This is a genomic window from Paenibacillus antarcticus (genome assembly GCF_001637225.1).
Lineage (GTDB): Bacteria > Bacillota > Bacilli > Paenibacillales > Paenibacillaceae > Paenibacillus_AQ > Paenibacillus_AQ antarcticus.
The window spans coordinates 238,222-265,016 of sequence record NZ_LVJI01000016.1 but is presented as its reverse complement, the minus strand read 5'-3'; the positions used below and the strand labels follow the sequence as shown (position 1 = coordinate 265,016).

The window sequence follows — 26,795 nt, the reverse complement described above, 5'->3', positions numbered from 1 at the left end:
TCCTTTTATCCTTTTAGCGCTCCGGCTGCAACACCTTTAATAATATATTTCTGCATAGCAAGATAGAAAATCATAAGTGGCGCAACACCCATCAGCAACATTGGGAACAGACTCGTCCAGTCAACTGAGAATTGACCCACGTTACGGAAGACTTCCAATAGAATGACGTTATTGTCTCTGGATTGAAGGAACAGGAGCGGATTCATAAAGTCGTTCCACACGTTCAATGTACTTAAGATCACCACAGTAGCGATAACCGGCTTCAATAAAGGGAACGCGATGAGCCAAAATGTTTTGAAAACAGAACATCCGTCTATAAAGGCAGCCTCTTCGAGTTCAATTGGGACCGAACTGAGAAAGAAACTATGAAATAAGAAAATAGCGATGATACTACCCGTACCGATATTCACAACGGTAACCGCAGCAAGATGATCCATCAAACCAAGCGCATTAATCAATTTATACAAATTAACGAGTCCCATTTGGAAAGGCACCATCATACCCGCCAAGAAGAACATGAATAAAAAACGGTTAAACGCATGGTTTCTTCTTGCCAACGAATAAGCAGCCATGGAGGAGAACAAGACAATCCCCAAAACGGATGTGACCGTTACAATCAGCGTATTCAGAAATACGCGTGGATATTGCATCGTCGTCCATGCTTCCATATAGTTGGCAAAGTTCAACGATGACGGTAACGCCAATGGAAAGAGCGTAGCATCTTCAGGTGTTTTAAATGTCGTAACAATCAAATAATAGATCGGTATAAATGTGATCACCGCCGCAACAATCATACAAAGTTCAAACAAGGGGTTACCCCATTTACGCACCAATTTTGAACTCATCTTGTATTTTCACCCCATTTTCTTAAGAAGCTCATCATCACCATCGTGATCATCATGACAGCAATAAAGAACACAACACCGAAGGCAGCACCTTTTGCATAAAATCCTTCATTAAATACGGTCTTGATATAAGCAGTCATAATTGTTTCCGTCGAATTACCTGGTCCACCTTCCGTTAGTGCAAAGATAATATCGAACACTTTTAATCCACCGATCATGGCTGTGACTGCAACAACGTTTACGGAAGGCTGCATAAGTGGCAAAGTGACTTTCCAGAATTTACGCCAGCTATTTGCGCCATCAATTTCCGCTGCCTCATATAAATCTTTGGGAATAGACTGTAGGTTCGCAAGGAAGATAACCATTGCCCATCCGGTCCATTGCCATAATTGGGTAAATACGACGGAATATAAGGCTAAGTCTGGATTACCAAGAAAATTAATTTTCTCAAACCCGAGCGCAGTAATCGCACTGTTGATTAGACCGAAATCAGAAGTAGACATGAGATAACTCCATAAATAACCGATAATTAAAGGACTGAAGACTGCCGGTAAGAAAAACATCGAACGTAGAATATTTTTTGTTTTTAATTTACGATCTAAGAATACAGCCAGTATCAAGCCGAAAGTCGTCTGAAATACTGTCATTAATAATGCGTAAATAAGCGAATTCTTAATGGAGATCATCAACAGATCGCTATCAAATATACTTCTGAAATTCTCAAGACCCACAAATTTTAAATTTGTTAATTTCATATTGGAATAGTCGGTAAAACTATAATAGAACGTCGATAAAAAGGGATATACACAGAACAGTAAGTAAAAAATCAGTACTGGTAAAATCAATATTTGATAATCAAATTCCCTCTTTAACAACCTCATTTTCGTATTCATGTGTCATTCAACCTCTCTGTAAAACATTTGCGACAGCACAGTAGTACTGCCGCAAATATTAGGGTTCATTACTCTGCTTTAGCTTTAATCAATTCTGCTGTCTTTTTATCAATAGCTTGTAGCGCTTCAGTAACCGTCATTTCACCGCTCAATACATATTGGAAATACTTACCGTAATCTTCAATGACATTAGAAGCGTTACCCCAGTTGTTCCAAGGTGCATATACATTTCCTGCTTTCAATGTTTCGCTTACACTCGCAAATTGTTCAGGCATTTCAAATTCAACGCCTTTCAAATAACTGCTTCCGCCCTTGTTGTCGTTCCAGAACGCTTGTTGACCTTCAGGAGTCGAAATTAAGTCCAAGACTTGCATAACTTCTTCCTGATGCTTGGAATTACTATTCGCTGCAAAGCCTACGCCTGGTCCGCCAATCAACCATCCTGCTCCTGGCTCAGTTCCGTAGAACGGGAACATATCAAATTTCAAATTTGCATTTTTCTTCTGAATTGTCTCAACAGCCCATGGGCCAGATTGCCACATTGCAGCCTTACCCGTTGCAAATTCATCAAGCGCTTGATCATAATCAATACCCAACATATCTTCCGTTAAGTATTCTTTCTTGATTAATTCAGACCACTGTTCTAGCGCTGTATTCCAGTTCCCATCAAGCTTAGTTTTACCTTCAGCATATTGAACATCGAAATCCTTATTCTCAGGTTTAGCTAAGAAATCATTCATTACGAAGGCCATTGAAGATTTCATCATCGGTTCCCAAGATTTAGCACCCATAGCCTGCGGCTTAACCCCGTTCTTCTTCAATGTTTCGTGAAGCGCTAGTTCTTCTTCAAACGTTGTTGGTGGCTTTAGATTCAATTTGTCGAAAATTTCTTTGTTGTAGAACATTCCTTCAAACCAACTAATACCTGGAAGCGCATACAATTTACCGTCAACCGAGTATACATTTTTCCCACCGTCATTATAACGATCTGCTAACGAAGAAATATCCTTAATGTATCCTAGCTTCGCATATCTTGAAGCTGTATATGGATTGGTGGAAATAATATCTGGTCCTGCTCCTGCTGTTAGCTGCGTTTCGATGATGTTCTGATATTGTTTGTTATCAATAAATTGGTATTCGACTTCAATGTTCGGTAATTTTTCTTTCACTAGATCTAGAAGCGTCTTAACGCTTTCCTCTTTGTTCCAGTAAGCGATTCTCACTTTAACTTTTTCTTTCTTCTCGCCTTGATCAGCTGTCGGTTCGTTCTTCGCTCCAGAACAACCTGCAAGTGTCATCGAAAGTACGGTTATTGCAGTGAGTAGTAACATATTAACCTTCTTCATGGTGAGACCCCCTTGTTTTCTATATTTCTTTCAGCTCTTTCATAACTTAATTTTAAAGTAGTTCGTCTTATATCAAAATCTAAATTTTTTTGGTTCATTATGAATAATCAGCTTTCTTTAAATGAATGATTATTGCTAATTCCAAGACGCCATGTCATGCACAATAACCCAGTTTGAAGGCAACTGGGTTATTGCTTTTTGTTTATTTATAAATGACGTTACCGCTTTTTTTAAATTCTTCCACTTTCTCTAGCGTGCCTGCTAAGGTAATATCTCATCGTGATATTTGAACGCTCGCTCAGGTTCCAACGATAAATGAAATTGATCTCGCCAACGAAACTATAATTTAATTCCATAACCACTACCCAGTTTGTTGCCGGCCATTAGATACGCCTTCGCACTTCGTTGTAAAGTTGTATGGGCTTCATATTCAGATGGATCGGAACTCACCTTATTAAATATCCGTTCTTCAGCTTCTCTTGCGTCATAATCTATCTGATAGTTTATGAAATTATTTCTAAACTTTATAATATTGGATGTTTGCTTTAATATCTCATCTAATTTCGGGTAAATTAACCAAGAATGACAAATATAAATCGGAGTAATCCCTCTGAAGAATCCCCTTGCAAGTTCAAAGGATTCTTCGACTTGTTGAGGTTCTAGCGGCTCCCCCGACGGAATATGTACATTGAGAACAATTTGATTTTTATAGATCTTTCTTCCCTCTACTTCTAACTCACGATCAAAGGCAGATGGCTGAAACTGTAATCTTCCCAGTCTGAATAACCGCAGTTGAACATGCTCTTGTAGCCATTCATATTCGTGAATGCCGTATTCACCGAAATCTCGTTTACAGTTTGAACACCAAATCTCTATGTCAGTAAACGTGTCAAAATAAATCTGATCTGCTATGCCCCTTCTTTGATATTCTCCATAAGCGTCTATTGCAAATCTCACATAATAATATAAAAATAGCTGACGATGGTTTGGATATTGCTTTACAGTCTCAAAGAAGGAGAATCGATTATTGTAAAACTGTTGTTTGTGCCTATTATATGATTCTTCATCCTTATGAAAATCAAACAAGAGTTTTTGGGCGTCGGGATTAAGTCTTATCCCTTCACAAAATGATTTCAAATTCACGCAAGAAGTCCTCCTACTGATCGATTATCGTATTCCTACTTATTTTGATACGGGTCGCATGGACCTATGGTTTAGAATTAAAGAGTCATTTTTTTAAATTCCTTCGGTGTCATACCCGTTGTATTCTTAAATAACTTACTGAAATAGCGCGGACTATCATAGCCTACCATTTGGCAGATATCATATATTTTCAGAGCATGGTTTTTCAGAAGCTCCTTAGCATTGGAAATTCTCACTTCGGTTACATAGTCAATAAAATTCACGCCTGTCTTTTCCTTAAACAATCGGCTTAAATAAATGGGATGGATAAAGAATACGTTCGAAAGCGTGTTGAGACTTATATCTTCAGCGAAATGCTCGTTTATATAACGCTTCACGTTCGCAATCACACTTCCTGACCCCGCACCATCTTCCAGCCTCGTCATTTCATTGTTCAACTGAACCAGGTAGCTTGCCATATTATCTTTAATGCTCGGTATATTTGGAGTCAATAACAACGATCTTATTGAAGAGTACAGCTTTCCGTCAAAATCCGATTTAACGCTACTGAAGCTCTGAATGTGCTGGCTTAACATGAACATCGTCTGAATACAAAAGGAATGGATCTCACCAACGCTTTGTCCGCTGGAATGATCCATAGCATCAATCGTCGAATGTATAACCGTTACGAGGTTGTCTCTCTGAGTCGGATTAGCAAGCATATTGAGCATATCCATAACCAATTCCTCATCAATGCTATGATCTATCAGCAGTAAATGATCCATATCACTATACATGTTCATCTTCTGTTTATTGTTTATGATGGAATACTGCAAAGCTTTACCAGCCTCTATATAGGCCTCTTTCAAATAAACCATCTTCTGGTGTCTAGCACTAATTCCGATCAGAGCATAGATTTGGCGTCCAACAAGCACAGCTAGTAACTCATCTGCGAAACGTTGAATACCTTGCAAACTTGCCAGCGGAGTAAACAGACAGGCCATTTCATTTAACTCATTGTTAAAGACGTATACCGTTCCAATACCCTCGGCAGCCTGACCAGCGACTTGATGAATCTCTTCTTTAATCGTCGTCAAGGTATCATATTGCATGTAGGACCTATTCAATTGAATTCGGGCCACATAATAATCATCATCGGTTATAGAAAGCTGAAGATGTTGCACACTTTCATGAGTAAGATCACTTATATATCCTTTGGCAAGGTTATTTAACAAGTTATTGATCTGCATTTTCTTATAGTCCTGTCTATAGCGAATCTCGTTACGCTCCACCTCAAGCTTATGGTGAATCGCCGTTAGTAGTTTTTTTAGTTCACCGAAATTGACAGGTTTCATTAAAAAATCGACAGCACCTAGACGCAACGCTTTCTGTGCAAACTCGAATTCACCATAACCGCTTAAGATGATGGTATTCACATCCGGATATTCCTCCTGGATTACTTCAAGTAGCTGCAATCCACTTTGTACCGGCATCTTGATATCACTTATCACGATGTCCACGGGGTGAAATTCCATATACACGAGCGCCTGCGCAACCGAATTCGCTGCCGAAACGACCTGATATCCGAGCTCCTCCCAATTAACAAACCTTGTCAGACCATCACACACGATCGCTTCATCATCGACGAGTAACACTTTATAGTGCAAGACTGTCCCCTCCTATTCAATTGCATGAGTCATCCTACTCTGTACCCCTTGCCTCATAGGTAATCTAACAAGAACAGTGGTACCCACACCAGACTCACTACTAACATTCAGTCCGAAGCGTTCTCCAAAGTGTAGCTTCAGTCTTTGATTCACATTATTTAGAGCTATGCTTTCTTTAAGTTCCCCATCTCCTGACAGCAATTGTTGTAGTTCTTCTAGCTGACCCTGTTCCATTCCCTTTCCATTATCCGTAATAGCAATCACAATATCCGAACTCTCTATTGAACCCACAATACTAATCCTCGCTTGAGAGACTATATCATCGAATGCGTGAACAATAGCGTTCTCTATCAACGGCTGAATGGTAAGCTTCGGTATATAGTAATCGTTTGTGTCAAAGGAACAATCAATCGTCAGCGCAATCTTTTCCCTATTTCTGAAATTTATAACTTCAGTATACGTTTGAGCGTGTGCAAGTTCACTATAGATAGGTATCATGTCTTCGCTCTTTTTGATCGTCATCCGCATAAGTCGGCAAAAGTCTTCAATCATCTGACTTACCTTACTCTCTCCACCGGCTTCATACATTGATTCCCATCGGATAATATCAAGTGTGTTATAGAGGAAATGCGGATTAATTTGCATTTGCAGAACATTTAACTCCGCATTCGTCTTATTCAGCTCCAATGTTTTTTGCTTAATTTCGGCCACATATATTTTGTCAATCAGTACTTTCGTATTATAGACCATCTCATTAAACTTTTCTCCGAGCACCGTGATTTCGTCGTTTCCAGAAGCGGCATAGTTAACAACGAATTTATCTTCTGTAAACGTTCTCATTGCTTTCATCAACTTATTCAGAGGACGCGATATGCTAACCGTTGTCCAATAGGCAACTACGACGGACAATACAATAAGAAAAGCTACAATTGTCAAGCATAGATTACGTATATTAAATGCTGTCTCAAGCAATCTGTCTTTGTTTACGATGTGAACGACGGACAAATCCGTATAGGGAACGAGTTTGTATACCATGAACACATTAGTACCGTCTATCTTTCCACTATAGGAGCCTTCCGGAACTCGATAAATGAGATGATTCATATTTCTAACATTAGAGAAATTAGGCTCAGATATATTCAAATTAATACCCATAATTGCGCCATTCTGACCGAATAAGAATGTGTTACCGCTTCCATAAAAAGCGTAAGATTTCAACGAATCCGTGAGAAAGCTGATATTGACATTCATCACAAGAACACCGATAAATTCACGAGTTTCTATATTATAGATCGCCTGAGTCATCGTGATTACATCTGACATTCCGTATTTAATACTCTCGCTCCTATAGAAAACATCGCTTACCTTACTCGTATCAAACCAAACCGGATAACCGTGCAGCTCAATGGCCTCTGTATAGTATTGACTCTCTCGAAACCGATCTATATCCCTGATATACCCACCGTTTCTGTTGCCAAACTCATCCATCATAGAGTATTGGCCACGAGGCGTTATCACTAGCATATTCGCCACATACCCATTATTATGGGCTATCATGTTCAGTTTTTGTCCAATGATCACCCGGTTGCTCTCAGAGACACCATCTTCCAGCTTACTTACAGTCGTACTATCGGAATAAAATTGAACCGCTAATTGCTCAAAGGAGCTCAGCTTGTCGGTAATTTGGACGTTCACATTTTGGACGAGTAATGAAATAAACTTTTCCATATTATTTTCGATTTCATTCACATATTTATTGTACGTAAACAATGTAATGAAGATTGTTGGCAATATGACGAGAACCAGAAATGCGATAATAAGTCGTTGAAAAATATTGATTTTACGCAATATCTTAATAACCCTATGTGAAAAATTGAAAAAGCGGTTACGCAATACCCCAATCATGAACTCTCACCTGCTTTAATTAATACCTAATATGAACCTGAAATCTATTCTATTATATACCATTAAATCAGGGAAAAGGACTGTCTTAGCAGTCCTTTTCCCTGACTCTATTTTATTTATTGGCCTTTTCATTGAATCCGTCAAGCGCTTCTAAGGTAGCCAGCTTCTGAGCTGCTTCGAATTCCTTGGTAGGATCCGCGTTCGGATCGAACAATAATTTCTGCACTACCCGGTCGATATAAATACCGAACTCGGATTTACCGTAGAATTCAAGTCTTCCTACTGACTTTACATCGTTGAGAACTTGTTCGTACTCTTTCGGGAAATTGTAGTAGTCCGTAATATTGATATCATTTCTGACCATAACAATCGGGTTGCCTGCGCCCTTACTGGCAATATTCTCATAATATCGAACCAAATAATCTTTGGACATCTGAAATTTAATATATTCCCAAGCGGCATCTTTTTTATCCTGCGTTACTTTGGAATTAATAGCGAAGACGCTTCCCGCAATCGCTGTCTTGGTAGAGCCAGATGGGCCCGCAGGAGGCAACATTAGACCAATATCCTCTGGCTTCATACCAAGAGATATCACCCAACTTACCCAATCTCCTGCAAACGGCATCATCCCTATTTTACCTTGGGCGAATTTACCTACTACCTCGTCGAATTTAAGCGTGAGATCCGATTGCAACACTTTTGTGGAACGCAGCTGCTTGTAGAAGTCCGCAGCCTTAATTACCGCAGGATCCGTAAATGTCAACTCGATCGTGCCGTCTTGATTTTGTGTCGTCAAGTCACCGCCTGCCTGCCAAACATAATACTGGAAGAACCATTCCGTCCATTCGGCCGCCAGAGTAGAATAGCCCGCGACTTGATTGGAAGGATCATTGATCTTCTTCGCAATTTCGACGGCATCGTCCCATGTTTTTGGAAGCTCAGTTATGCCTGCCTTAGTAAATAGCGCTTTATTATATCCAAACAGCATCGGTGCAACTATTTGAGGAATACCTTGAAGCTTGCCGTCCGAAGTAAACATATCTACATATTCTTTGCTGAAGTTGTTCCATTCGTCCCACTTGTCAACATACCCGTTAAGTGGTTCCAGAATGCCGGCTTTCATGTACTTATCCATCATCGTGAACGATACGTTCACGAAATCAGGCGCATTACCCGCAGCAACTGCCTGGTAGAATTCATTTCCGGGATCGCCTTCCTTGACAACCTTATTAAAGGTGATATATGGGTGGCTGTCCAAGAATTCCTTTTCTGTCTGCGCTGTAAAATCATCCTGCTCTCGACTTGTCACCCACATCGTGAGAGTTACTGGCTCTGGATCTTTAGCTGACTCTGCAGGCTCTGTTGCGGATGGTGCAGGAGTAGATGACGATTCATTGCTGTTTCCACTCCCTCCGCAAGCGCTTACAGTAGAAACAACTAACAAGACTACAAATAATGTGCTAAGCATTCTTTTGAACATCTGATAGACCTCCATTTTTTTAGGATTTCATAAAGCAACATCAGTGGTGTGATTAGAAGTATAGCTCACAGTTCTCCAAAGAAATATGTATCAAATTGAACATAATGGTATCTAAAATCAACTTCATGATTGCACTTTTAATATTATAACAACGCCTACATCCAAGCTCATGAGGAAGTAGAAAATACAGCTCATAGATGTCAATTATGTATCGTTTCAATTACATCCATCCCTTGGTACTCTATGAATGCAGCATCATTACTATATATATGGAGGTCTCTTACGGTGGTTAACTTATCGCAAACACGATTACATTCGAGAGGATACTTTTGGAGAAATAGGTTAGCACCATGGCTTTTACTCGCGGCGCCTATTCTACTGACAGCCTGGCTCAAGTATTACTTAATTATTAAAGCATTTTATATTTCGTTATTTGACTACGATCCCATTAATACTCCTGGTAAGTTTGTCGGCTTTGCCAATTATTCTCGCATGTTCTCTACGCAATACTATTGGGATGCTTGGAACAACACCTTTATTTTCCTATTTCTAAGTATCGCCATGACATTTTTTATTCCTATTATACAGGCTTTATTTCTGAACGAAATCATTCGCTGGAAACATGTGTTTACAACACTCTATATTTTACCGGCACTCATTCCGACTGCCGTCAACGTCATCATCTGGAAGTGGATCTGGCATCCTGATTACGGTGTCGCGAATCAAATCCTCAAGTTTTTCGGTGGGCAGCCCCAAGCATGGCTTAGTGATCCGGCTTGGACGAAATTTTGCATTATTTTCCCAGGCGTCTTGGGAGGCGGGATAAGTGTTCTTTTGTACTTGTCAGCTATTCAAGGCATTTCACCAGATATTGTGGAATCTGCTAAGCTCGATGGCTGTGTCGGTTGGAAGCGCATTCGCTATATGATTTTACCTAACATCAAATTCATTATCTCCATCCAATTGGTTATGGCAGTCATTACTGCGATGCAAATGTTGGACGCCCCTTTCATGTACACATCTGGAGGCCCAAGCGGCGCTTCAACGACAATGGGTATCTACATCTTCAATACATTCAAACAAGATTTTAATTACGGCCGAGGATCCGCAGCCTCTACGATATTGTTACTTGTCATCGCAATCATCACTGCCATTCAAATGAAGTTTGATCGTACTGAACGTGATTAGAGAGGAGCCATTTAGAATGAATAAGAAACCTAGCAAATTTGGCTCGGAGCGATTGCTCCGATTCACCGCATACACCATCACAATTCTATTTGTAGTATGCATGCTGTATCCATTTATGTATACGATAAGCAACTCAGCTAAGGATAACGTTAAAATTTATGATGTACCGCCTAAGCTACTGCCCGACCCAGCACAAAGCATGTCTATTGTCATCGACTACTCTAGTCTGGGCGAACTGAGTGACCAGGAACTTCTGGACAAAGCGTTGCGAGATAATGCGCTTGCGATGTTCGCGACCAACTATGAGTATCCACGAGAGTCTATATTTGAAATCGAAGTCTATGGAATGTTGAACAACAAAACGATCTTCTATTCCAGAGCTCACAAGATGAAGCTAGAGCTAATCCGAGATTTCGGTGTGTACCAGAGCTCTGTCGTGAAGTCCGATGTATTACTATACGGTGATCGTTATATCCGAGCAAATGATTCCATTGGCTATCAATTTGATCCGAAGGGCCTTGATCGAGTGCCAGAGCTGGATCATCTTGACGATAGTTACTCACCAACATTGACAAGTCTACTATCCGATAGCTACAAAACAAACGGCAAGTTTATTGGCAGTGGTGTGTCCAATCATAATTTACTACTTCTCGAAAGCTTCAAATACTATTTCCAGTTGCCATCGTATGTGTATGCAGACAATCCTATGATTGCCAAATACAGCTTCTTAACATTTGTGCTTAATTCATTCATCGTGATCGGTTGGGCTATTGTTACACAAGTAATCTTAAGCTCCATTTCCGCCTTTGTCATATCTCGTCTACTTAGTCCAAAGGCTGGCAGCATTGTTCTTCTCTATTTCCTTGGAGCGATGATGATTCCATTCGCTTCCATTATGCTACCTCAGTTAATCATGTATAAGGATATGGGCTTCTATAACAACTACGCTGCATTACTGCTACCGTTCTTATATCCATTCGGTTTTTATATTTATTTATTCAAAGGATTTTTCGACCGTATACCTGGAGACTACTTCGAAGCAGCTAAACTGGACGGCGCCAAAAACTTTTATCTCTATATGAAAATTTGTATGCCGCTTTCGAAGCCAATTATTTCGCTTATTGCCCTACAAACCTTTATTGGGAACTGGAATGACTTCTTCTGGGCATGGATGGTTACAGAAGACCAGAAACTATGGACACTTAACGTAGCACTTTATAACTTGTCTATGAACGGTAGCACCAAACAAAACTTTATTCTTGGCCTTTCTCTCATTACGATCATACCCGTTATATTACTTACCATCATCTGCTCGAAGCAATTAAAGCAAGGCATTATGGCATCCGGAGTAAAGGGGTAGAGACCATGTTAACCTATGAAAATTTAAATATTCAGATTGATCTTCCTCAAAGTAATAACCAGATAACTGTTAACGTGCATGATTTTGGAGCATCAACCCAACAACAAGTGTGCAATCAGCAGCCCTTTCAACAAGCGATCGAGCATTGTAAAGCCATTGGTGCTTCGAGTCTCTTCATTCCGAAAGGAATTTATTATTTTCATTCTGACCCACCTCATGGGGCTTATCTTACCCTTGATGGCTTAACTGATTTCACTGTTGAAGGTTGCGGATCTGAGCTTATATTTGAACATCCGAAAATGTACATCCGGGTAGTCAATTCCACCCGAATTCGCCTGTGTAACCTTGTTCTAGATTGGAACTGGGAGCTCGCCCCGCTATCTAGCGTGGGCGTAGTTACACACCTCGAGACGAATGGTGCTTACTTCGACATGGCATTCCCAACGTATCAAGAAATACCCGAGAATTGGCCGATCCGCATCGTCGGCCCCTATGACCCTGTCCTCTATTCCCCCGGAACGCCTGGAGGCATCGAATACCGTCCTTACAAAAACGAGCATGCAATAACAAGCGATCAAGAAGAAACAGATTCGCAAATGCAACAGCTAGTGAGAGAGCTATCGAATGTAATTCTCGGCATAGAGAAAATACACTCCAACACGATGCGTTTCTATACTACGGACTCCGATTGGACCGCTCAGCGAATGAAGCAAGGTCAATGCTACAATTTACGGCATTATGAGTATGATACGGTAGCCATCTTCTTGTTCGATAGCAGCCATATTACAGTTGATCATGTCATACTTTACTCATGTCCTGGAAGCGGCTTTGTCGGTAATGGAAACATCCATCACATCCATATCCAGAGCTGTAAAGTGACTATTCGTCCAGGCACCGATCGATCACTTTCTACTGCAGCTGACTGCTTTCATATCGCTAATTCTAAAGGATATTTCATTATCGAGGATTGCGACTTCGGTTATGCAGGTGATGACTGCATCAACATTCATGACAACACAACGATGGGCGTCAGGCGTCTTGATGATTATACGCTACTAGCTTTGCGTGTAAGAAAAAGCTCGCTACTATTCGGAGTAGATGATCTCGTTGAGCTGCGAAATCCCGATTTATCCCCGATGGATTTCAGCTCTGAACTAACCGGGATAACCTACGATGAGCAGCAGTTCGTCTGCAAGCTTACTTTCAAAGATGTACTGCCAGAGCATTTGGATGAGAACACCGTTCTATTCAATCGCAGATTTTCTACAAACCACTTCATCATTCGTAATAATCGGTTTACGAATAATCGTGCCCGTGGCGTATTAATTCATGGCTCTAACGGTATCGTAGAAAACAATATATTCGATAGCATTCAAGGCGCGGCCATTCAGATTGAAGCTGGCTGTGAATCCAGATGGTCTGAAGGAACTGGCGTTCATCAATTAGCAATTCGGCATAATATCTTTCGTAACTGCGATCTTAATGCGTGGCAGATGGCCGTCATTTATATGGGCGTATATTTGCCAGGCGGCAGAACCTCATTCCCCATTTTCAATAATATATGGATTGAGGATAATACGATCATTAACTGCCCTAGGATGGCGATGTTCCTCTCTTCCTGCCAAAATGTGAGCGTCCGAAGGAATGCCATCATCAACTCTAATCAGATTCCACTTGAACAGCATAGCTACGGGTCAAGTCAACAAGAAACACCTGTTTATGACGAGTTCTATAGTGGAGTCATTCATATTGTTAATGCAAGTGATGTTTCAGTCACACTAAATAAGTGTGTCACCACGACTGTCCAGTATGACAAAACAATCTTCGCAGATGCCGACTCTACTCGTAACATAACCATTGAGCATAATGTGGGTTTTTGAGCTAATTAAGCTAATTAATTAAACCTTGCAAGGTACTCAGAGGGGGTTACATGATAATACTTCTTAAACATTCTGCTGAAATAAAGCTGGTCTTCAAAGCCTACACGGCTTGAAATCTGCTGGATATTTAAGTGGGTATGCTTCATCAGCTCGCACGCCTTCTCCAGTCTGAATCTAATGAGGTACTGCAACGGCGTCGTATCCATCATGATCTTGAACAGCGTTGTATATCTGTCGGTGCTAAGGTACGCGATTTCGGCAAGCTTAGCCACATATAATTCCTGCGCATAGTTATCGTGTATATATTTAATAGATTCATAGATTTCTGTACGGCTTTTGTTGGCTTGAACATCCGAACCTTGCGTAATCTGCCTTGATATAATGGATAACAAGTACGACAGAAGTGAGGCAGATGCAAGCTCATATCCAGGTTTCTTATCACGTAGTTCATTCATAATATCTTCGAACATTTCAGCTAAATCATTATTAATTCCTACAAAATAAGGGCCATCTTCGGCCAACTCTGCGGTATGAAGAACCTCTTCCACACCGTAACCGGTAAAATGCACCCAGTAGGAAATAAACTTCCGTTCGGCGTAATGACCGTAGTACTGTTCTTCATGTGGGCGATATACAAATAGACTTCCGGGTTGCAATATATGTTCTCGCCCCCTACTACGTACTGTCATCGGTCCGAAATAATTATAAAAGAGATAAAAGTCCTTACGCCCTTCTTTCCTATGAGACATTTTAAAATAAGCCTCGTACTCGTAAAATCCAACGGAATTTACGAGTAGATGGCTGCTTAGATCAAGAGTTCCCCTATCATCTTCATCCGCTATTCGATATGCGCTTGAATATTTCATCTCGTCACCTCTTTAAATATATTCTAGCATAATCACAGATAGATACGTGAATTGTCCATATTCACAAGGGAAATATACATATGGTTTTCACTTCGCAGGTTCTATACTTTAACTATCAAATACTTAATTTAAATGGAGGCCCTTCATGAATATTTCACTGGGTTTAGAGGATGCAAGCTATAAGTATGTACATGGTGCAGTGAACAATTTCAAGCTCCCTTTTGACGAGAATAAGGAGACATCTCTTGTATGCGGGAAGAATGACCGTGCTGCCGTTCAACTTCTTGTCTATTCCGAGCAAGAAATGTTGATATCAGTCAATGAAGATGCTTGCTTCTATGAAAGAAGACCCATCGATATTGTCCGCGTACATGTTGAAGTACCTGGTCTAAAGGAAGGAAGCATTAAAGCTAATCTTATTGGTCTTGTGGAAGATGATGATCGGCAATTAAAGTCCGATATCATTCTGCAGCAGCCGTTCATCCATGTTGATGGTAGAAGAGTACAACCTATCTGGATCGAAGTAGAGATCGATAAAGATGTTGAGCCTGGAACTTATAATCCTCAGATAAGCGTATTTGGACATCGATTGTTCGAAGACGAGGTCATCATTAGACAGCTATCTTTCGACATCCAAGTCGTGAATACAACCCTTACCGATGCGTCGGATTATTCATTCAACCTGAATTTATGGCAACACAATTCTAATATCGCGAGAAAATACGACTTAGCCCTGTGGAGTGATGAACATTTCTCCATCATGGAGAACTATATCTCCTCCTTGGCTGATCTTGGGCAGAAGGCTTTATCGGTTATCGTCTCGGAAATCCCTTGGTCAGGGCAATCCTCAAGTTATGATCGAATCGATCCCGCGAACATGTTCGAATATAATATTGTAAACGTATCGCTCTTAAGAAATGGCAAATGGTCCTTTGACTTCAATGCCTTGAATCGATATGTGGAATTAGGAATGAAGCATGGAATAACACAAGAAATCGAAGTGTTCGGATTGCTCAACATTTGGGTTCTTGAAGATGCTGGTCTCGGAAGTGTTATTGAAGATTATAATGATGCCATCCGAATTAGATATTGGGATGAGAGCACGAATACCTACAAGTTTGTGAAGTATAAAAAAGATTTAGAGAAATATGTTCAAGCTTTAGAACAAAACTTCATCGATAAAGGCTGGATCGATATCGTGAGAGTCATCGCTGATGAACCCTCAGATACGGAAATCTTCACTCACAGACTTAACGAGCTTAAACAAATGGCACCCTCTTTTAAATATAAAGCAGCCATTAATCATGCTTCCTTCATAGAACAAGATATTGAAGGAATTATGGATTATATCCCGGTTCTAGATTGCATTGCTAATGAATTCGAGAGAATTCAGGAATTGAAGAACCAGATCAAAGGAAAAATGTCCTATTATGTCTGCTGTGTTCCTGAAATTCCTAACACTTTCATACGCTCACACTTGTTAGAGAGCAGACTTATTCCTTGGCTCGCCTTCCACATGAACATCGATGGTTTCTTAAGATGGAATTATACCGTGTGGCCTAATGATCCATTGAATAAGATTTCCTACCATTACCCTTTCTTCCCAGCGGGTGATACTAACTTCGTCTATCCCGGTAGGAATGGTCACCCCCTACTATCCTTACGATATAAATTATTACAAAAGGGTATTCGGGATTATGAAATTTTCAATAGCTATATCAATCAAGGCGGAGATCGCGAGAAGATACAGCAAAAGATGAAAAATGTATTCTTATGGACAACATTAAATGAGCTTCATCCGAGCGCAAGAAAAACAAAGGAAGAACTCTTTTCATTACAGAATAAGGACTACGAGGACATCATCTCTGAGATTCTTACTGAAATCGTAAAAGGAGAGGCTATATGAGAATTGGAATAGCTGGTTATGGGCTTCGCCTTAAGCATCTTCATGTCATGCTATCCACAATGGATGCTGATTGCCATATCGTTGCTATCGCAGATCCTCGTCATGAGGAGATTAAAACAAAATTGGGTGCTGAATCGGAATCTATCACGTTTTTTGAAAATGCAGATGAAATGCTTGAGCAGATGCAATTGGATGGCGTCATGGTAGGTACACGATGTGATCTTCATACGGAAATCGCACTTAAAGTGCTGAAGAGAAATTTACCGCTATTTCTCGAAAAACCGGTAGCAACGAACTTAGAAGATTTAATTTCATTAAAGGCAGGATATGAAGCTTCGAAATCACCAGTTGTCGTCTCATTCCCTCTTCGTCATACCGAAATGATCAGACTGGCCAAGGAAATCATTGATTCTGGCAAAATCGGCACCGTAGAGCATGTACAGGCAGTGAATAACGTTCCCTACGGAGGTGTCTATTTTCACAGTTGGTATCGAGACGAACAAATTACCGGAGGTTTATTCCTGCAAAAGGCAACACATGATTTCGACTATATTAACTATTTGATTGGATCTAATAAGCCCTTATCCGTTTGTGCAATGAAATCGAAGCAGATCTTCAAAGGAAACAAACCCGCCAAACTCAAATGCACGGAATGTGATGAAAAGTATACTTGCGCTGAAAGTACGATCGTTAGTCAGATTGGAGAGTATTGTTGCTTCGCTGAAGATACTGGAAACGAAGATTCGGGCAGCGCACTTATTCGATATGAGTCCGGGATGCATATTTCCTACTCACAGAACTTTTTCGCACGTCGAGGAGCAGAGAAACGCGGAGCGCGTTTGCTCGGTTATAAGGGAACTTTAGAATTTGATTGGTATACGAATAAATTAGAAGTTTATATGCATCATGATGCTAGGGTTGAAACCTATCAGCTTGATGCGAATACTGAAGGACATATGGGCGGAGACAGAAAGCTTCTCCAAAACTTCATCCAAATTATGCGAGGGCAAGATCCGTCTCAAAATTCGTTAGATGATGGTTTGATTAGTGCATTATTGTGCTTAAAAGCGAATGAATCAGCCAACACCAACACGTTCTGCAATATAAATTGGGAACGATAGTTAATCATAAGTAAAGGCTATCCTGTCACAACCATTATCATGGTCGCGATAGAATAGCCTCTTTTTATAATTAATGCTTATTACTGCTTATAAAACTCAACATCATCAAACACGGCCCAATCTCCAGTCCCACCTTTATAATCTGTAACAAAGCCATATTCAATCTGTCCATTAGTTACATTAATATTAGATATGACAATCTGATTCCAGCCAGTACCATTAACGTTAGTTGAACGTTCTATATCGCCGTAATCCTTGACATACATCTTGCACGAATTATAATTCGTTGTACTGCTCTTGGCAACCCAAGCCTTCATCGTATAGAGTCCATTTTCCAATCCAATTTTCTTCTGATACGTGTTTACAACGAAAGGCTCATTAGCTGCATGCTCCAGCTTATAATTCCCCTTATGTGTGCCCCCTACATGACGAACAGCATAACTCGCCCCTATATCACCTGACTCCAGCCATCCCGTCGGATTCTGTCCGCCATCGGATTCAAAGCCTGGATTTTCGACAGTTGTACTTGAATACACCCTTACATAATCGATCTGAAAGTCAGAAGGCAAGTATGCATCTACAGGATTTCCAGCATGTCCTTCAATGCTAAAAATAACGTTTCTAGGTTGTGTTGCAAATTCCTTAATTACAGATGCAGTATATTCCCAATATTTAACCCCATCCAAATAAAACCGAAGTTTCCCGTCTCTTCGCTCTAATCCATAAACATGAAAGTCATTGTCTAAAGGAGCTGGCGCATTGTATTTTTTATTCCCTGCAACAAAGTGGAAATCAGGGCTTACTGGCCAAGTATGAAGAGTACTTTCGACTCTTTGAGGTGCACCGTCTGGGTCTAAACTTTCCATTATATCAATTTCTATATTCGGATTGCTCCATTGAGCCGGTTGATCAGATAACCAGAGTGCAGCGGTAACATTAGCATTTTTATTAATCATTTTGGCTTTAATCTCAGTGTAAGAATCTCCTCCCACCTGAAATTTTGATTTTAGCACGGCTGAGGTATAAGACTTTCCATTATAATTTTCTTTTTTAGCTGAAAGATTAACGTTTCCACCGGACACTGCAACATTATTCGAATTGAATGCAAAGACACCAGAAATATCATACCAGAATGAAGTGTCCCATTTATTAAGATCCAAGCTGTCAAATTCATCGCTCTTAGAAAAGTCCTGCGTCCAAATGGTACCCCCAGGCCCGGCTGCCGATACAGATGGAACATATGACACACACAATATACTCCCCAACATGACTGAGGATAAAAACAAACTAATCCTTTTTCTCATTACCATTGCCTCCTTAAATTTTATCAGTCTTTCAAAGTTACAAGATCATAATAACAAAAGAGGATGTAGCAAATAAGGACGTAAAATAAACAAAACGTTCTTTATATCAACTTTTGTAATCGCTTTCATTATTTTATTATAAACTTAGTGTTGTATATCAATAGATAAAGGAATAAAAACCCAGTTACAGCATGAGAATGCTACAACTGGGTTTTTAATTTAACGACATTATAGTTCGAGACCGCTTACGAATCATTCCCGGAGGTCCTGTCGCACTTATCTTGACAATATGTTATTTGTAAATGACGTTACCGCCTATTCTAAATTCTTCTGCTTTCTCTAGCATCCCTACCTCTATTGATTCCTGCTCCTCTTGTTTCAGGGCTCTCGTGGAATCACGGATATCGTGGGAAATCCTCATACTACAGAATTTCGGTCCACACATGGAACAGAAGTGAGCTGTCTTGGCTCCTTCAGCAGGTAACGTCTCATCATGATATTCGAGCGCTCGTTCAGGATCCAATGATAAATGAAATTGATCTCGCCAACGGAACTCGAACCGGGCTTTGGAAAGCGCGTTATCGCGATCTTGTGCTCCGTTATGACCTTTTGCCAAATCCGCGGCATGGGCTGCTATTTTATAAGTGATAACCCCTTCACGTACATCTTCCTTGTTCGGTAGACCAAGATGCTCCTTCGGCGTAACGTAACAAAGCATAGCTGTACCGAACCAACCGATCATCGCTGCACCAATAGCCGAGGTAATATGGTCATAACCCGGTGCAATATCTGTCGTAAGTGGACCTAATGTATAAAATGGCGCTTCATTGCAGATTTCAAGTTGCTTATCCATATTCTCTTTTATCAAATGCATTGGTACATGCCCTGGCCCTTCGACCATCACTTGAATATCATGTCGCCAGGCAATTGCCGTTAATTCACCTAGCGTCTCTAATTCAGCAAATTGTGCCTCATCATTAGCATCAGCTATCGAACCCGGACGCAATCCATCCCCTAGGGAGAAAGAGACATCGTACGTCTTCATGATCTCACATATATCTTCAAAATGTGTATATAGAAAATTTTCTTGATGATGTGCAAGACACCATGCAGCCATAATCGATCCACCTCTTGAAACAATACCTGTCATTCGCTCTGCTGTCATCGGAATATATCGAAGCAGAACGCCTGCATGAATGGTGAAATAATCAACCCCTTGTTCTGCTTGCTCGATGAGTGTATCGCGGTATATTTCCCACGTTAATTCTTCTGCTTTACCACTCACCTTTTCCAGAGCTTGATAGATCGGTACTGTACCAATCGGAACAGGAGAATTGCGAATGATCCACTCGCGTGTCGTGTGAATGTTTTTGCCCGTAGATAGGTCCATAATGTTGTCTGCACCCCAACGTGTCGCCCATCTCATCTTCTCCACTTCTTCCTCGATAGATGAAGATACAGCGGAGTTCCCAATGTTGGCATTGATCTTCACCAAGAAATTCCGTCCAATAATCATAGGCTCACTCTCAGGATGATTAATATTCGCTGGTATGATCGCTCGACCACGAGCTACTTCATCTCGTACAAATTCAGGTGTCACGTTCTCGCGAATAGCGACGTATTCCATTTCCGCTGTAATGATGCCTTTACGAGCATAGTGCATCTGAGTGACATTATGTTCTCTCTTCGCTCTTAGAGGTTTTCTTTGAAGTGCTGGAAATACTTCCGCCGTGGTTTTTCCGTTTGCATTGCCATTATCCTCAGGTTTCACTGTTCTTCCTTCGTACGCTTCTGCATCTCCACGTTCCTCGATCCACCCTAAACGGTTGGGCTGTAGGCCTTGTCGGATATCGGTGTGAATATCAGCATCTGTGTAAGCGCCACTTGTATCATAGACGTGGATCGGTGCATTCTCTTCTTCGCCATGAATACCTGACGTTGGGCTGAGCTTGATCTCACGCATCGGTACTTGAATGTCTGGACGCGAACCCTCTACATATACTTTTTGACTTGCTGGAAAAGCTGATAAATTGATTGGGTCATTCTTCATTTCACTTGTCATCTCATTTCCTCCTAAGTAAAGGTGATTTGATCAAGCGGAGTAAAGTCTACTCCATAGAAAAGACCGCATCTGATTAAGATGCAGCCCTTAGAGTAGACAAATAGAAATAAAACTCCATTTCCTCCGCTGGCATTATCCAGATCAGGTTTGACGGTCGATAGTTATAACTATCCTCTCAGCCTGGTCCCACCAAGCTCCCGTGACGATATAATTGCTACATTGAGTATAACGTAATAGTAAATAATATCCACAATTATTATTGCACAAAAGAGAAATTTGATTGAAAGAAACTCTCAGTTTATTGTGAATATAGGTAAAGTCCATAGTCCTGCATTACAGAGGTATGTCCCAATTGTCTTAACATGGTTGCTACATTGCCACGGTGATATGATCCATGCGTTACAACATGTAGAATCGATTCAGAAGGTGACGTTTCAAGCAACCCTGCATATGGATTATCAACTACAATTTCCCTATCTAAATCTTCTTGAAGGTTGATAAACACTTTGTACCTCTCGGATAAATTGAGTAAGAGGGTCTCCATTTCCTCAATATTGTTTGCTTCCAACTGTTCTCTTACTGCGTTTGCATATGCAAATGCTTCATTCATGCTTTTCCCTGAGATAATATCAAACCATCCAGAATCTACGAGGTAGATGTGGGTCATCACCTTGGAAATGGAAGAAAAACCACTCTGAACTTCCTTATGATAAATCTCCTGTGGAAGTTCTTTTATACGATTCATTATCACTCCGTTTGCCCAGACGTGGTAGTCATACATTTTTATTGTTGGACTCGTCATTTTCGAATTCCCTCCTTTTTCTTTCTGATATTTGATACCTCAACAATAAGTAAATATATCCCAAATCCTAATTCTATTCTTATGATAAAAAACCTTTTTCAATTAATAATATTTCAAAAAGAGCTAATCGGAAAATTCCGATTAGCTCTCATTCCCAAAAGTAACATTAGAAGATCTTGACTAGCTCTCTTTAATAGGTGCAGCCAATATAATTTGCCCTCTTGGTTGCTGCCCCATCGCATCTGGCTCTAGCGTAATGGCTACGGTATCGTATTCATCTGGATCAAAGGAATAGTAGACCGCACCCGTGCCTTTCGAGTTCGCAAGGAACGTTCCAGCATTCTGCTTAACGTCCCCTTTAATCAACCATACTTGGAATGCTTGATTGCCTGTAAGTTCAGGCAGCTTCTCTGCCTGTACGACCAGATGCGTGCCTTTATCGTCAATGACGATGGTAGCTAAGCCCTTCGCTACAATGTCCTTCGCTTGTGGATTCAGCTGAACCGCTTCATTCGTCCGCAATCCCTGTGCAGGCTGATTCATAGTCGTAAGCTGATTAGTTAGACCATTCACATCACGTTGTAGCTGAGAAGTATAGATAGCCAACCCTGCTACAGCCGCTGCGAGCCCCACGCTAACTGTGCGCCACAATAGTAGACTACTGCGGCGTGTATTTCTACGCGCTGGTATCCACGAACCGCTTGGCGTCTCAACTGCTTGCGCGGATACCATTCCTCCGCGATCTGATAGAGTTGGTTCTACCTGCAATACCTCTTTTCCCACCTGCAATACCTCATTAGCTAGGTTCTGGATATCTTCACCATGCTTACGGTTGCTCGTCTGCTCAACTACGTTGTGCTCCTCATCACTTGCGTCAACTTTATCTTCCGACACTTTGCTTGTGTTCAACACATGGCTTAGTATACGTGTTCTCATACCTTCTGGCGGCTGCACTTCTTCGACAGCTAAGGGAAGAAGGTCTACAACTTCGCGTAGTTCCTGTACCTGATCTTGGCAAGCTACACATGTCTGTAGATGCGCTTCAAATTCAACCGTATCCACAGCATCAAGTCCGCCCAGCACATACATATCCGCCCAGTCACAACATTCATTTGCTCTCTCATTCATGGACATGCTCCCTCCTTCCCGCGTTCGTTAGCCGCCGCTTAAGCTGCTTCATGGCAAGTCTCACACGACTCTTGACCGTTCCGAGCGGAATATCATGCCGATCGGCCACTTCTTGTTGCGTTAGTCCCTCGAAATATATCCATTCAATCACATGTTTCTGCTCTTCGTTAAGTACATTTAGTGCCTGCTTCACTTCATCACTTTCAGCTCTTCGCTGCACTTCTAGCTCGGTGTCTGACGTTTCATCTGTGAACTGCTGTAGAACTTCCGTCTCGATTGGGGTCTCCTTTGCTCTAACCGATTTGCGCCGTAGCATGTCCACAGCAATATTTCGCGTAATCACGAACATCCACGTTGTTAGTTTCCCTTGGGTTACTTCATACCTCTCACCATGGTTCCAGATCCGCAGAAATAATTCCTGCACCACTTCCTCGGCGGCCATCGCATCATTGACAATACGGTAGGCAAAGGAATATACGACTCGTTCATAGCGGTCATATAGCAACTCTAGCGCCGCTTGATCCCTATCCCTAATCCGCTGCATGATCTGACTATCCTCTATGGGTTCTTTCATTTAAGGGCCCCTTTCCATGATCTCCCTCTATTATAACGTTCGCAAGAACCTTTGAAGAGGATGACTTTTTATAACAAAATATTTATTTCAATTTATGTGATCCAAAAATCAACTTCTTACGTTTCATCAGTATAACCGCTTCAAAGACAGGCGGACAAATAACCATAACTCAAAGGAGAGTGCTATTCATGAAAATTCATATGACCAGAATACTTACATTGATGTTAGCCGTATTTCTTGTGATTCCAGCCTTCGCTAGTGCAGCACCGACAACTAAAGGATCAGCGGCCGATCTCAGATCAGCCCTCGGTAATCTACTTGGTGAACATGCCATACTTGCGATTAACACGATGCAGAAAGGTTACGACGGTAAAGCAGACTTTGCCGATGCAGCCGGCGCACTGAATGCCAACACCGATGAGTTAAGCCAAGCGATTGCATCTGTATACGGCGATGAAGCTGGTAAATCTTTTAACACCATATGGTCCTCGCATATTGGATACTTTGTAGATTATGTGAAAGCAACCGGTGCTAAAGATAACGTAGCCAAACAAAAAGCTGTAGATAATCTTGAGATATACCGCTTGGCTCAAGCTAAGTTCTTCGCAACAGCGAATCCGAACCTAAATGAACAAGAGCTCGCTGAAGGACTCAAAATGCACATTAATGAATTATTGAAAGCATTTAACAGCTATGTAGCTAAAGACTATGCTAGCGTGTACACAACCGAACGTGAAGCTTATGCTCACATGCTTATGACTGGTGATGCTCTAGCTGACGGAATTGTTAAACAATTCCCTACCATGTTTACTGGAGACATTATGAACAACCCCGCTTCCGACCTTCGTCAGACTTTAGGTCAAATACTCGGTGAACATGCTTCAGCAGCCGTATTCGCTATGCAAAAGGGAATCGACGGTGCCCCTGACTTCGATCAAGCAGCCGCTGTTCTAACGATGAATACCAATGATTTGTCCAACGCCATAGCTTCAATCTACGGAGCGGATGCAGGTAAAGCCTTCAACCCATTATGGTCTTCTCATATCGGATATTTCGTAGATTATGTCAAAGCAACAGCTACCAAAGACAACACAGCGAAACAAAAAGCAGTAGCTAACTTAGAGAAGTATCGTCTAGCACAAGCTAAATTCTTCGCTACAGCAAATCCGAATCTGAGTGAACAACAATTGGCTGATGGATTGAAAATGCACATTAATGAATTGCTGAAAGCATTCGACAGCTATGTAGCTAAAGACTACAAAACAGCCTATACCGCTGAACGTGAAGCCTATGCCCATATGTTTATGACAGGTGATGCTCTATCTGAAGGTATTGTAAAACAGTTCCCTGCTAAATTCGAAACAACGACTCCAACTGTACCAACTTCACCACAAGTGAGTACTGTCACCATGCAACTCGGAAGTAAAACAATTCATGTGAACAACAACAAAATGATGATGGATGTGGCACCTTTCATAAAGAACGGTAGTACTTTTATCCCCGTACGTTTCCTAGCTGAAGGGATTGGTGCTAAAGTCAAATATGATAAAACAACAAATACCACTTGGATCATGGCTGGAGATGATAAGCTTGCCTTCTGGATTGGTCAAGACACAATGCAATTGAATGGTATGAACAAGAAGGTCGGAGCAACGGTATTCGTAAAAGATGGTCGTACTGAGGTTCCTCTACGTTTCATCACCGAGCTTCTGGGTTGGAATGTTGCTTGGGGCAAGGATAAGGCAACCATTATAATGACGAAAGCTATGGCACCGGCAAGTGCAGCAGCACATAACATGGCAACTGATATGACTAACATGTCAGCAGGTCATATGTCACACTAATCATCTATTTGTTCACTCACAGATAGTTATCAATTCATAAAAGAAGCGTCCGTGCATATGCGGACGCTTCTTTTATGAATTTCACTGTAGATATTTAATAATCATCTTGCCCATATTCATTCTCCATCACCTGTTGTAATGCTTGCATATAAACCTTAACATTAGTTGATCAGAGTTAGAGATAATTAAATGATTATACTTATAAACAAGGTGGTGGAACAGTTGAACCCAATAAATACAGGAAACCGCGTTCGCGTTATAGATGTGATTCGTGGCTTCTGCTTACTCGGTATCCTTATTGCAAATATGCTTACTTTCCAATATGGCATGTACGGGCTTGATAACATGTCGCTATTCAACCCTACAAGCTTGGATACTATAGCGTATCAGGTATTGAATATTACAGTTGTGGGTAGCTTTGTGCCGATCTTTATGTTCCTGTTTGGCTACAGCTTATATAAGCTTCGGGAAAGCTTGGTAAACCGTAGTCTTAAGCCCAAGTGGCCATTAGTTCGGCGTTTCCTCATGCTCATAATTTTAGGAGTAATACATAGCTTATTATTATGGGAGGGTGACATTCTAGCATTCTATGGGGGAGTGGGCTTCCTTTTGCTACTATTCGTTAAGAGGAAACCGAAAACACTTATTATATGGGGAATCCTACTAAGCTTAGTAATACCGGGCTTAAGCTACAATACGAATAACATGACAGCTACAGAGGAAACTCAGATACAAGCCTATGTCACAAAATCCATTGAAATCTATGGTAAAGGAACTTATTCGGAGATTTCTAAGTTTCGCTTGACTGAGGACCCACTTGGTTTACCGCCAGGCGCTATGATCATCTTGTTGATATTTATTGCACCCATCGTAATGATTCCAACATTCTTGTTCGGGATCGCCGCCGCAAAGAAAGAGTGGTTTCACAATTCACGGTGCGAGAGACGGAGATACATATGGGGGACGGCTACTCTTCTGCCGCTTGGACTAGGGTTTAAGAGCATAGCTATACTGCAGCCAGACTCCCCTTGGAGCGGCGTCCTCCTTGCCGCTGGTGGGCAGATGCTCGCACTTGGGTATATTTCTGCGCTAGCTCTAATCTTATCGTACTTATCTAATGGATCACTGCTCGTATCGGCATTTGAAGCTATCGGACGGATGTCTATAACGAACTATTTGATGCAAACTGTCATTTGTACAACCATATTTTATGGGTATGGGTTGGGTTGGTTCGGACAAATCAGCATTCTAAACGGATTTCTATTGGCTCTGCTTATATATTCGGTGCAAGCGGTACTAACGACCCTGCTATTCCGTTGGTTTAAGAATGGCCCATTCGAGCGCATTCTCCGAATGTGGACTTATTTCTCACGCGATGGCAAGCCACGTGCTTCCCGTAAAGTTGTTAATGATCCAACTTTGAACACTTCTGTGTAATAATGACGTAACCATTACCATTGCAATCTATACATATCCTAACCGTAAAAGACCCGAAGATAGAC

At 41.1% G+C, this 26,795-nt stretch carries 20 protein-coding genes and 1 riboswitch; of the genes, 7 read left to right on the top strand and 13 right to left on the bottom strand.

Going from position 1 to position 26,795, the window contains the following annotated elements:
- Positions 1–5 precede the first annotated feature (5 nt).
- The 7 genes from PBAT_RS12685 to PBAT_RS12655 all read right to left on the bottom strand — a co-directional run bounded on the left by PBAT_RS12685 (position 6) and on the right by PBAT_RS12655 (position 9,258).
- Positions 6–845, bottom strand: coding sequence for a carbohydrate ABC transporter permease (locus PBAT_RS12685; RefSeq protein WP_068650070.1), 840 nt, complete (start codon positions 843–845; stop codon positions 6–8).
- A complete protein-coding gene (locus tag PBAT_RS12680) occupies positions 842–1,738 on the bottom strand; it encodes a carbohydrate ABC transporter permease (protein ID WP_149466238.1) in 897 nt (298 codons plus the stop codon). Before PBAT_RS12680 ends, PBAT_RS12685 begins: the two co-directional genes overlap by 4 nt.
- A 68-nt stretch (positions 1,739–1,806) precedes the next feature.
- Positions 1,807–3,084 (bottom strand): ABC transporter substrate-binding protein, encoded by a 1,278-nt coding sequence (locus PBAT_RS12675; protein WP_068650068.1) that lies wholly within the window; start codon positions 3,082–3,084, stop codon positions 1,807–1,809.
- A gap of 339 nt (positions 3,085–3,423) precedes the next feature.
- Positions 3,424–4,227: an acyltransferase domain-containing protein gene (locus PBAT_RS12670; protein ID WP_068650066.1), complete on the bottom strand. Its 804-nt coding sequence runs from the start codon at positions 4,225–4,227 to the stop codon at positions 3,424–3,426.
- 77 nt (positions 4,228–4,304) lie between these two features.
- Positions 4,305–5,873, bottom strand: a complete 1,569-nt coding sequence (locus PBAT_RS12665) for a response regulator transcription factor (RefSeq protein ID WP_068650065.1) — start codon at positions 5,871–5,873, stop codon at positions 4,305–4,307.
- 12 nt (positions 5,874–5,885) lie between these two features.
- Positions 5,886–7,778, bottom strand: a complete 1,893-nt coding sequence (locus PBAT_RS12660; protein ID WP_068650064.1) for a cache domain-containing sensor histidine kinase — start codon at positions 7,776–7,778, stop codon at positions 5,886–5,888.
- 112 nt (positions 7,779–7,890) lie between these two features.
- A complete protein-coding gene (locus PBAT_RS12655; protein ID WP_068650063.1) occupies positions 7,891–9,258 on the bottom strand; it encodes an extracellular solute-binding protein in 1,368 nt (455 codons plus the stop codon).
- A 285-nt stretch (positions 9,259–9,543) separates the two neighbouring features.
- Between PBAT_RS12655 and PBAT_RS12650 the strand changes: the two genes are divergently transcribed.
- The 3 genes from PBAT_RS12650 to PBAT_RS12640 are packed head-to-tail and all read left to right on the top strand — an operon-like array spanning position 9,544 to position 13,686.
- Positions 9,544–10,446, top strand: coding sequence for a carbohydrate ABC transporter permease (locus PBAT_RS12650; RefSeq protein WP_068650061.1), 903 nt, complete (start codon positions 9,544–9,546; stop codon positions 10,444–10,446).
- A gap of 16 nt (positions 10,447–10,462) precedes the next feature.
- Complete coding sequence (locus tag PBAT_RS12645) at positions 10,463–11,806, top strand: carbohydrate ABC transporter permease (RefSeq protein WP_068650059.1); 1,344 nt, start codon at positions 10,463–10,465, stop codon at positions 11,804–11,806.
- Between the two features lie 5 nt (positions 11,807–11,811).
- The gene (locus tag PBAT_RS12640) at positions 11,812–13,686 is read left to right on the top strand and encodes a right-handed parallel beta-helix repeat-containing protein (RefSeq protein WP_068650054.1); all 1,875 of its coding nucleotides are present in this window, start codon (positions 11,812–11,814) and stop codon (positions 13,684–13,686) included.
- 14 nt (positions 13,687–13,700) lie between these two features.
- Here PBAT_RS12640 and PBAT_RS12635 read toward each other — a convergent pair whose 3' ends face one another.
- Positions 13,701–14,552 (bottom strand): AraC family transcriptional regulator, encoded by an 852-nt coding sequence (locus PBAT_RS12635; protein ID WP_068650052.1) that lies wholly within the window; start codon positions 14,550–14,552, stop codon positions 13,701–13,703.
- Between the two features lie 145 nt (positions 14,553–14,697).
- On the opposite strand from PBAT_RS12635, the gene PBAT_RS12630 reads away from it, so the two are divergent.
- Together PBAT_RS12630 and PBAT_RS12625 are read left to right on the top strand one after the other, a co-directional pair.
- Positions 14,698–16,458 carry a DUF4091 domain-containing protein gene (locus tag PBAT_RS12630; RefSeq protein WP_068650050.1) on the top strand — a complete coding sequence of 587 codons (1,761 nt, stop codon included), beginning with the start codon at positions 14,698–14,700 and terminating at the stop codon, positions 16,456–16,458.
- Positions 16,455–17,579 carry a Gfo/Idh/MocA family protein gene (locus PBAT_RS12625; RefSeq protein ID WP_068650048.1) on the top strand — a complete coding sequence of 375 codons (1,125 nt, stop codon included), beginning with the start codon at positions 16,455–16,457 and terminating at the stop codon, positions 17,577–17,579. Before PBAT_RS12630 ends, PBAT_RS12625 begins: the two co-directional genes overlap by 4 nt.
- A gap of 80 nt (positions 17,580–17,659) precedes the next feature.
- On the opposite strand, the gene PBAT_RS12620 is transcribed toward PBAT_RS12625, so the two are convergent.
- The 5 genes from PBAT_RS12620 to PBAT_RS12600 form a co-directional block, all read right to left on the bottom strand.
- Positions 17,660–18,883, bottom strand: coding sequence for a glycoside hydrolase family 16 protein (locus PBAT_RS12620; protein ID WP_068650046.1), 1,224 nt, complete (start codon positions 18,881–18,883; stop codon positions 17,660–17,662).
- Between the two features lie 292 nt (positions 18,884–19,175).
- On the bottom strand, positions 19,176–20,945 hold the full coding sequence (gene thiC, locus PBAT_RS12615) for a phosphomethylpyrimidine synthase ThiC (protein ID WP_149466239.1): 1,770 nt from the start codon (positions 20,943–20,945) through the stop codon (positions 19,176–19,178).
- A gap of 101 nt (positions 20,946–21,046) precedes the next feature.
- A riboswitch (TPP riboswitch) is annotated at positions 21,047–21,156 on the bottom strand.
- Positions 21,157–21,243: 87 nt separating this feature from the next.
- Positions 21,244–21,747, bottom strand: coding sequence for a DinB family protein (locus PBAT_RS12610; protein ID WP_068650044.1), 504 nt, complete (start codon positions 21,745–21,747; stop codon positions 21,244–21,246).
- Between the two features lie 180 nt (positions 21,748–21,927).
- Entirely contained in the window at positions 21,928–22,875 is a 948-nt protein-coding gene (locus tag PBAT_RS12605) for an anti-sigma factor (RefSeq protein WP_169810115.1), read from the bottom strand.
- Positions 22,868–23,449 (bottom strand): RNA polymerase sigma factor, encoded by a 582-nt coding sequence (locus tag PBAT_RS12600; protein ID WP_068650040.1) that lies wholly within the window; start codon positions 23,447–23,449, stop codon positions 22,868–22,870. The genes PBAT_RS12605 and PBAT_RS12600 overlap by 8 nt, the downstream gene beginning before the upstream one ends.
- 188 nt (positions 23,450–23,637) lie before the next feature.
- Between PBAT_RS12600 and PBAT_RS12595 the strand changes: the two genes are divergently transcribed.
- Both PBAT_RS12595 and PBAT_RS12590 read left to right on the top strand, forming a co-directional pair.
- Positions 23,638–25,293 (top strand): copper amine oxidase N-terminal domain-containing protein, encoded by a 1,656-nt coding sequence (locus tag PBAT_RS12595; protein ID WP_068650037.1) that lies wholly within the window; start codon positions 23,638–23,640, stop codon positions 25,291–25,293.
- 222 nt (positions 25,294–25,515) lie between these two features.
- The gene (locus tag PBAT_RS12590) at positions 25,516–26,730 is read left to right on the top strand and encodes a DUF418 domain-containing protein (protein ID WP_246168309.1); all 1,215 of its coding nucleotides are present in this window, start codon (positions 25,516–25,518) and stop codon (positions 26,728–26,730) included.
- Positions 26,731–26,795: the final 65 nt, after the last annotated feature.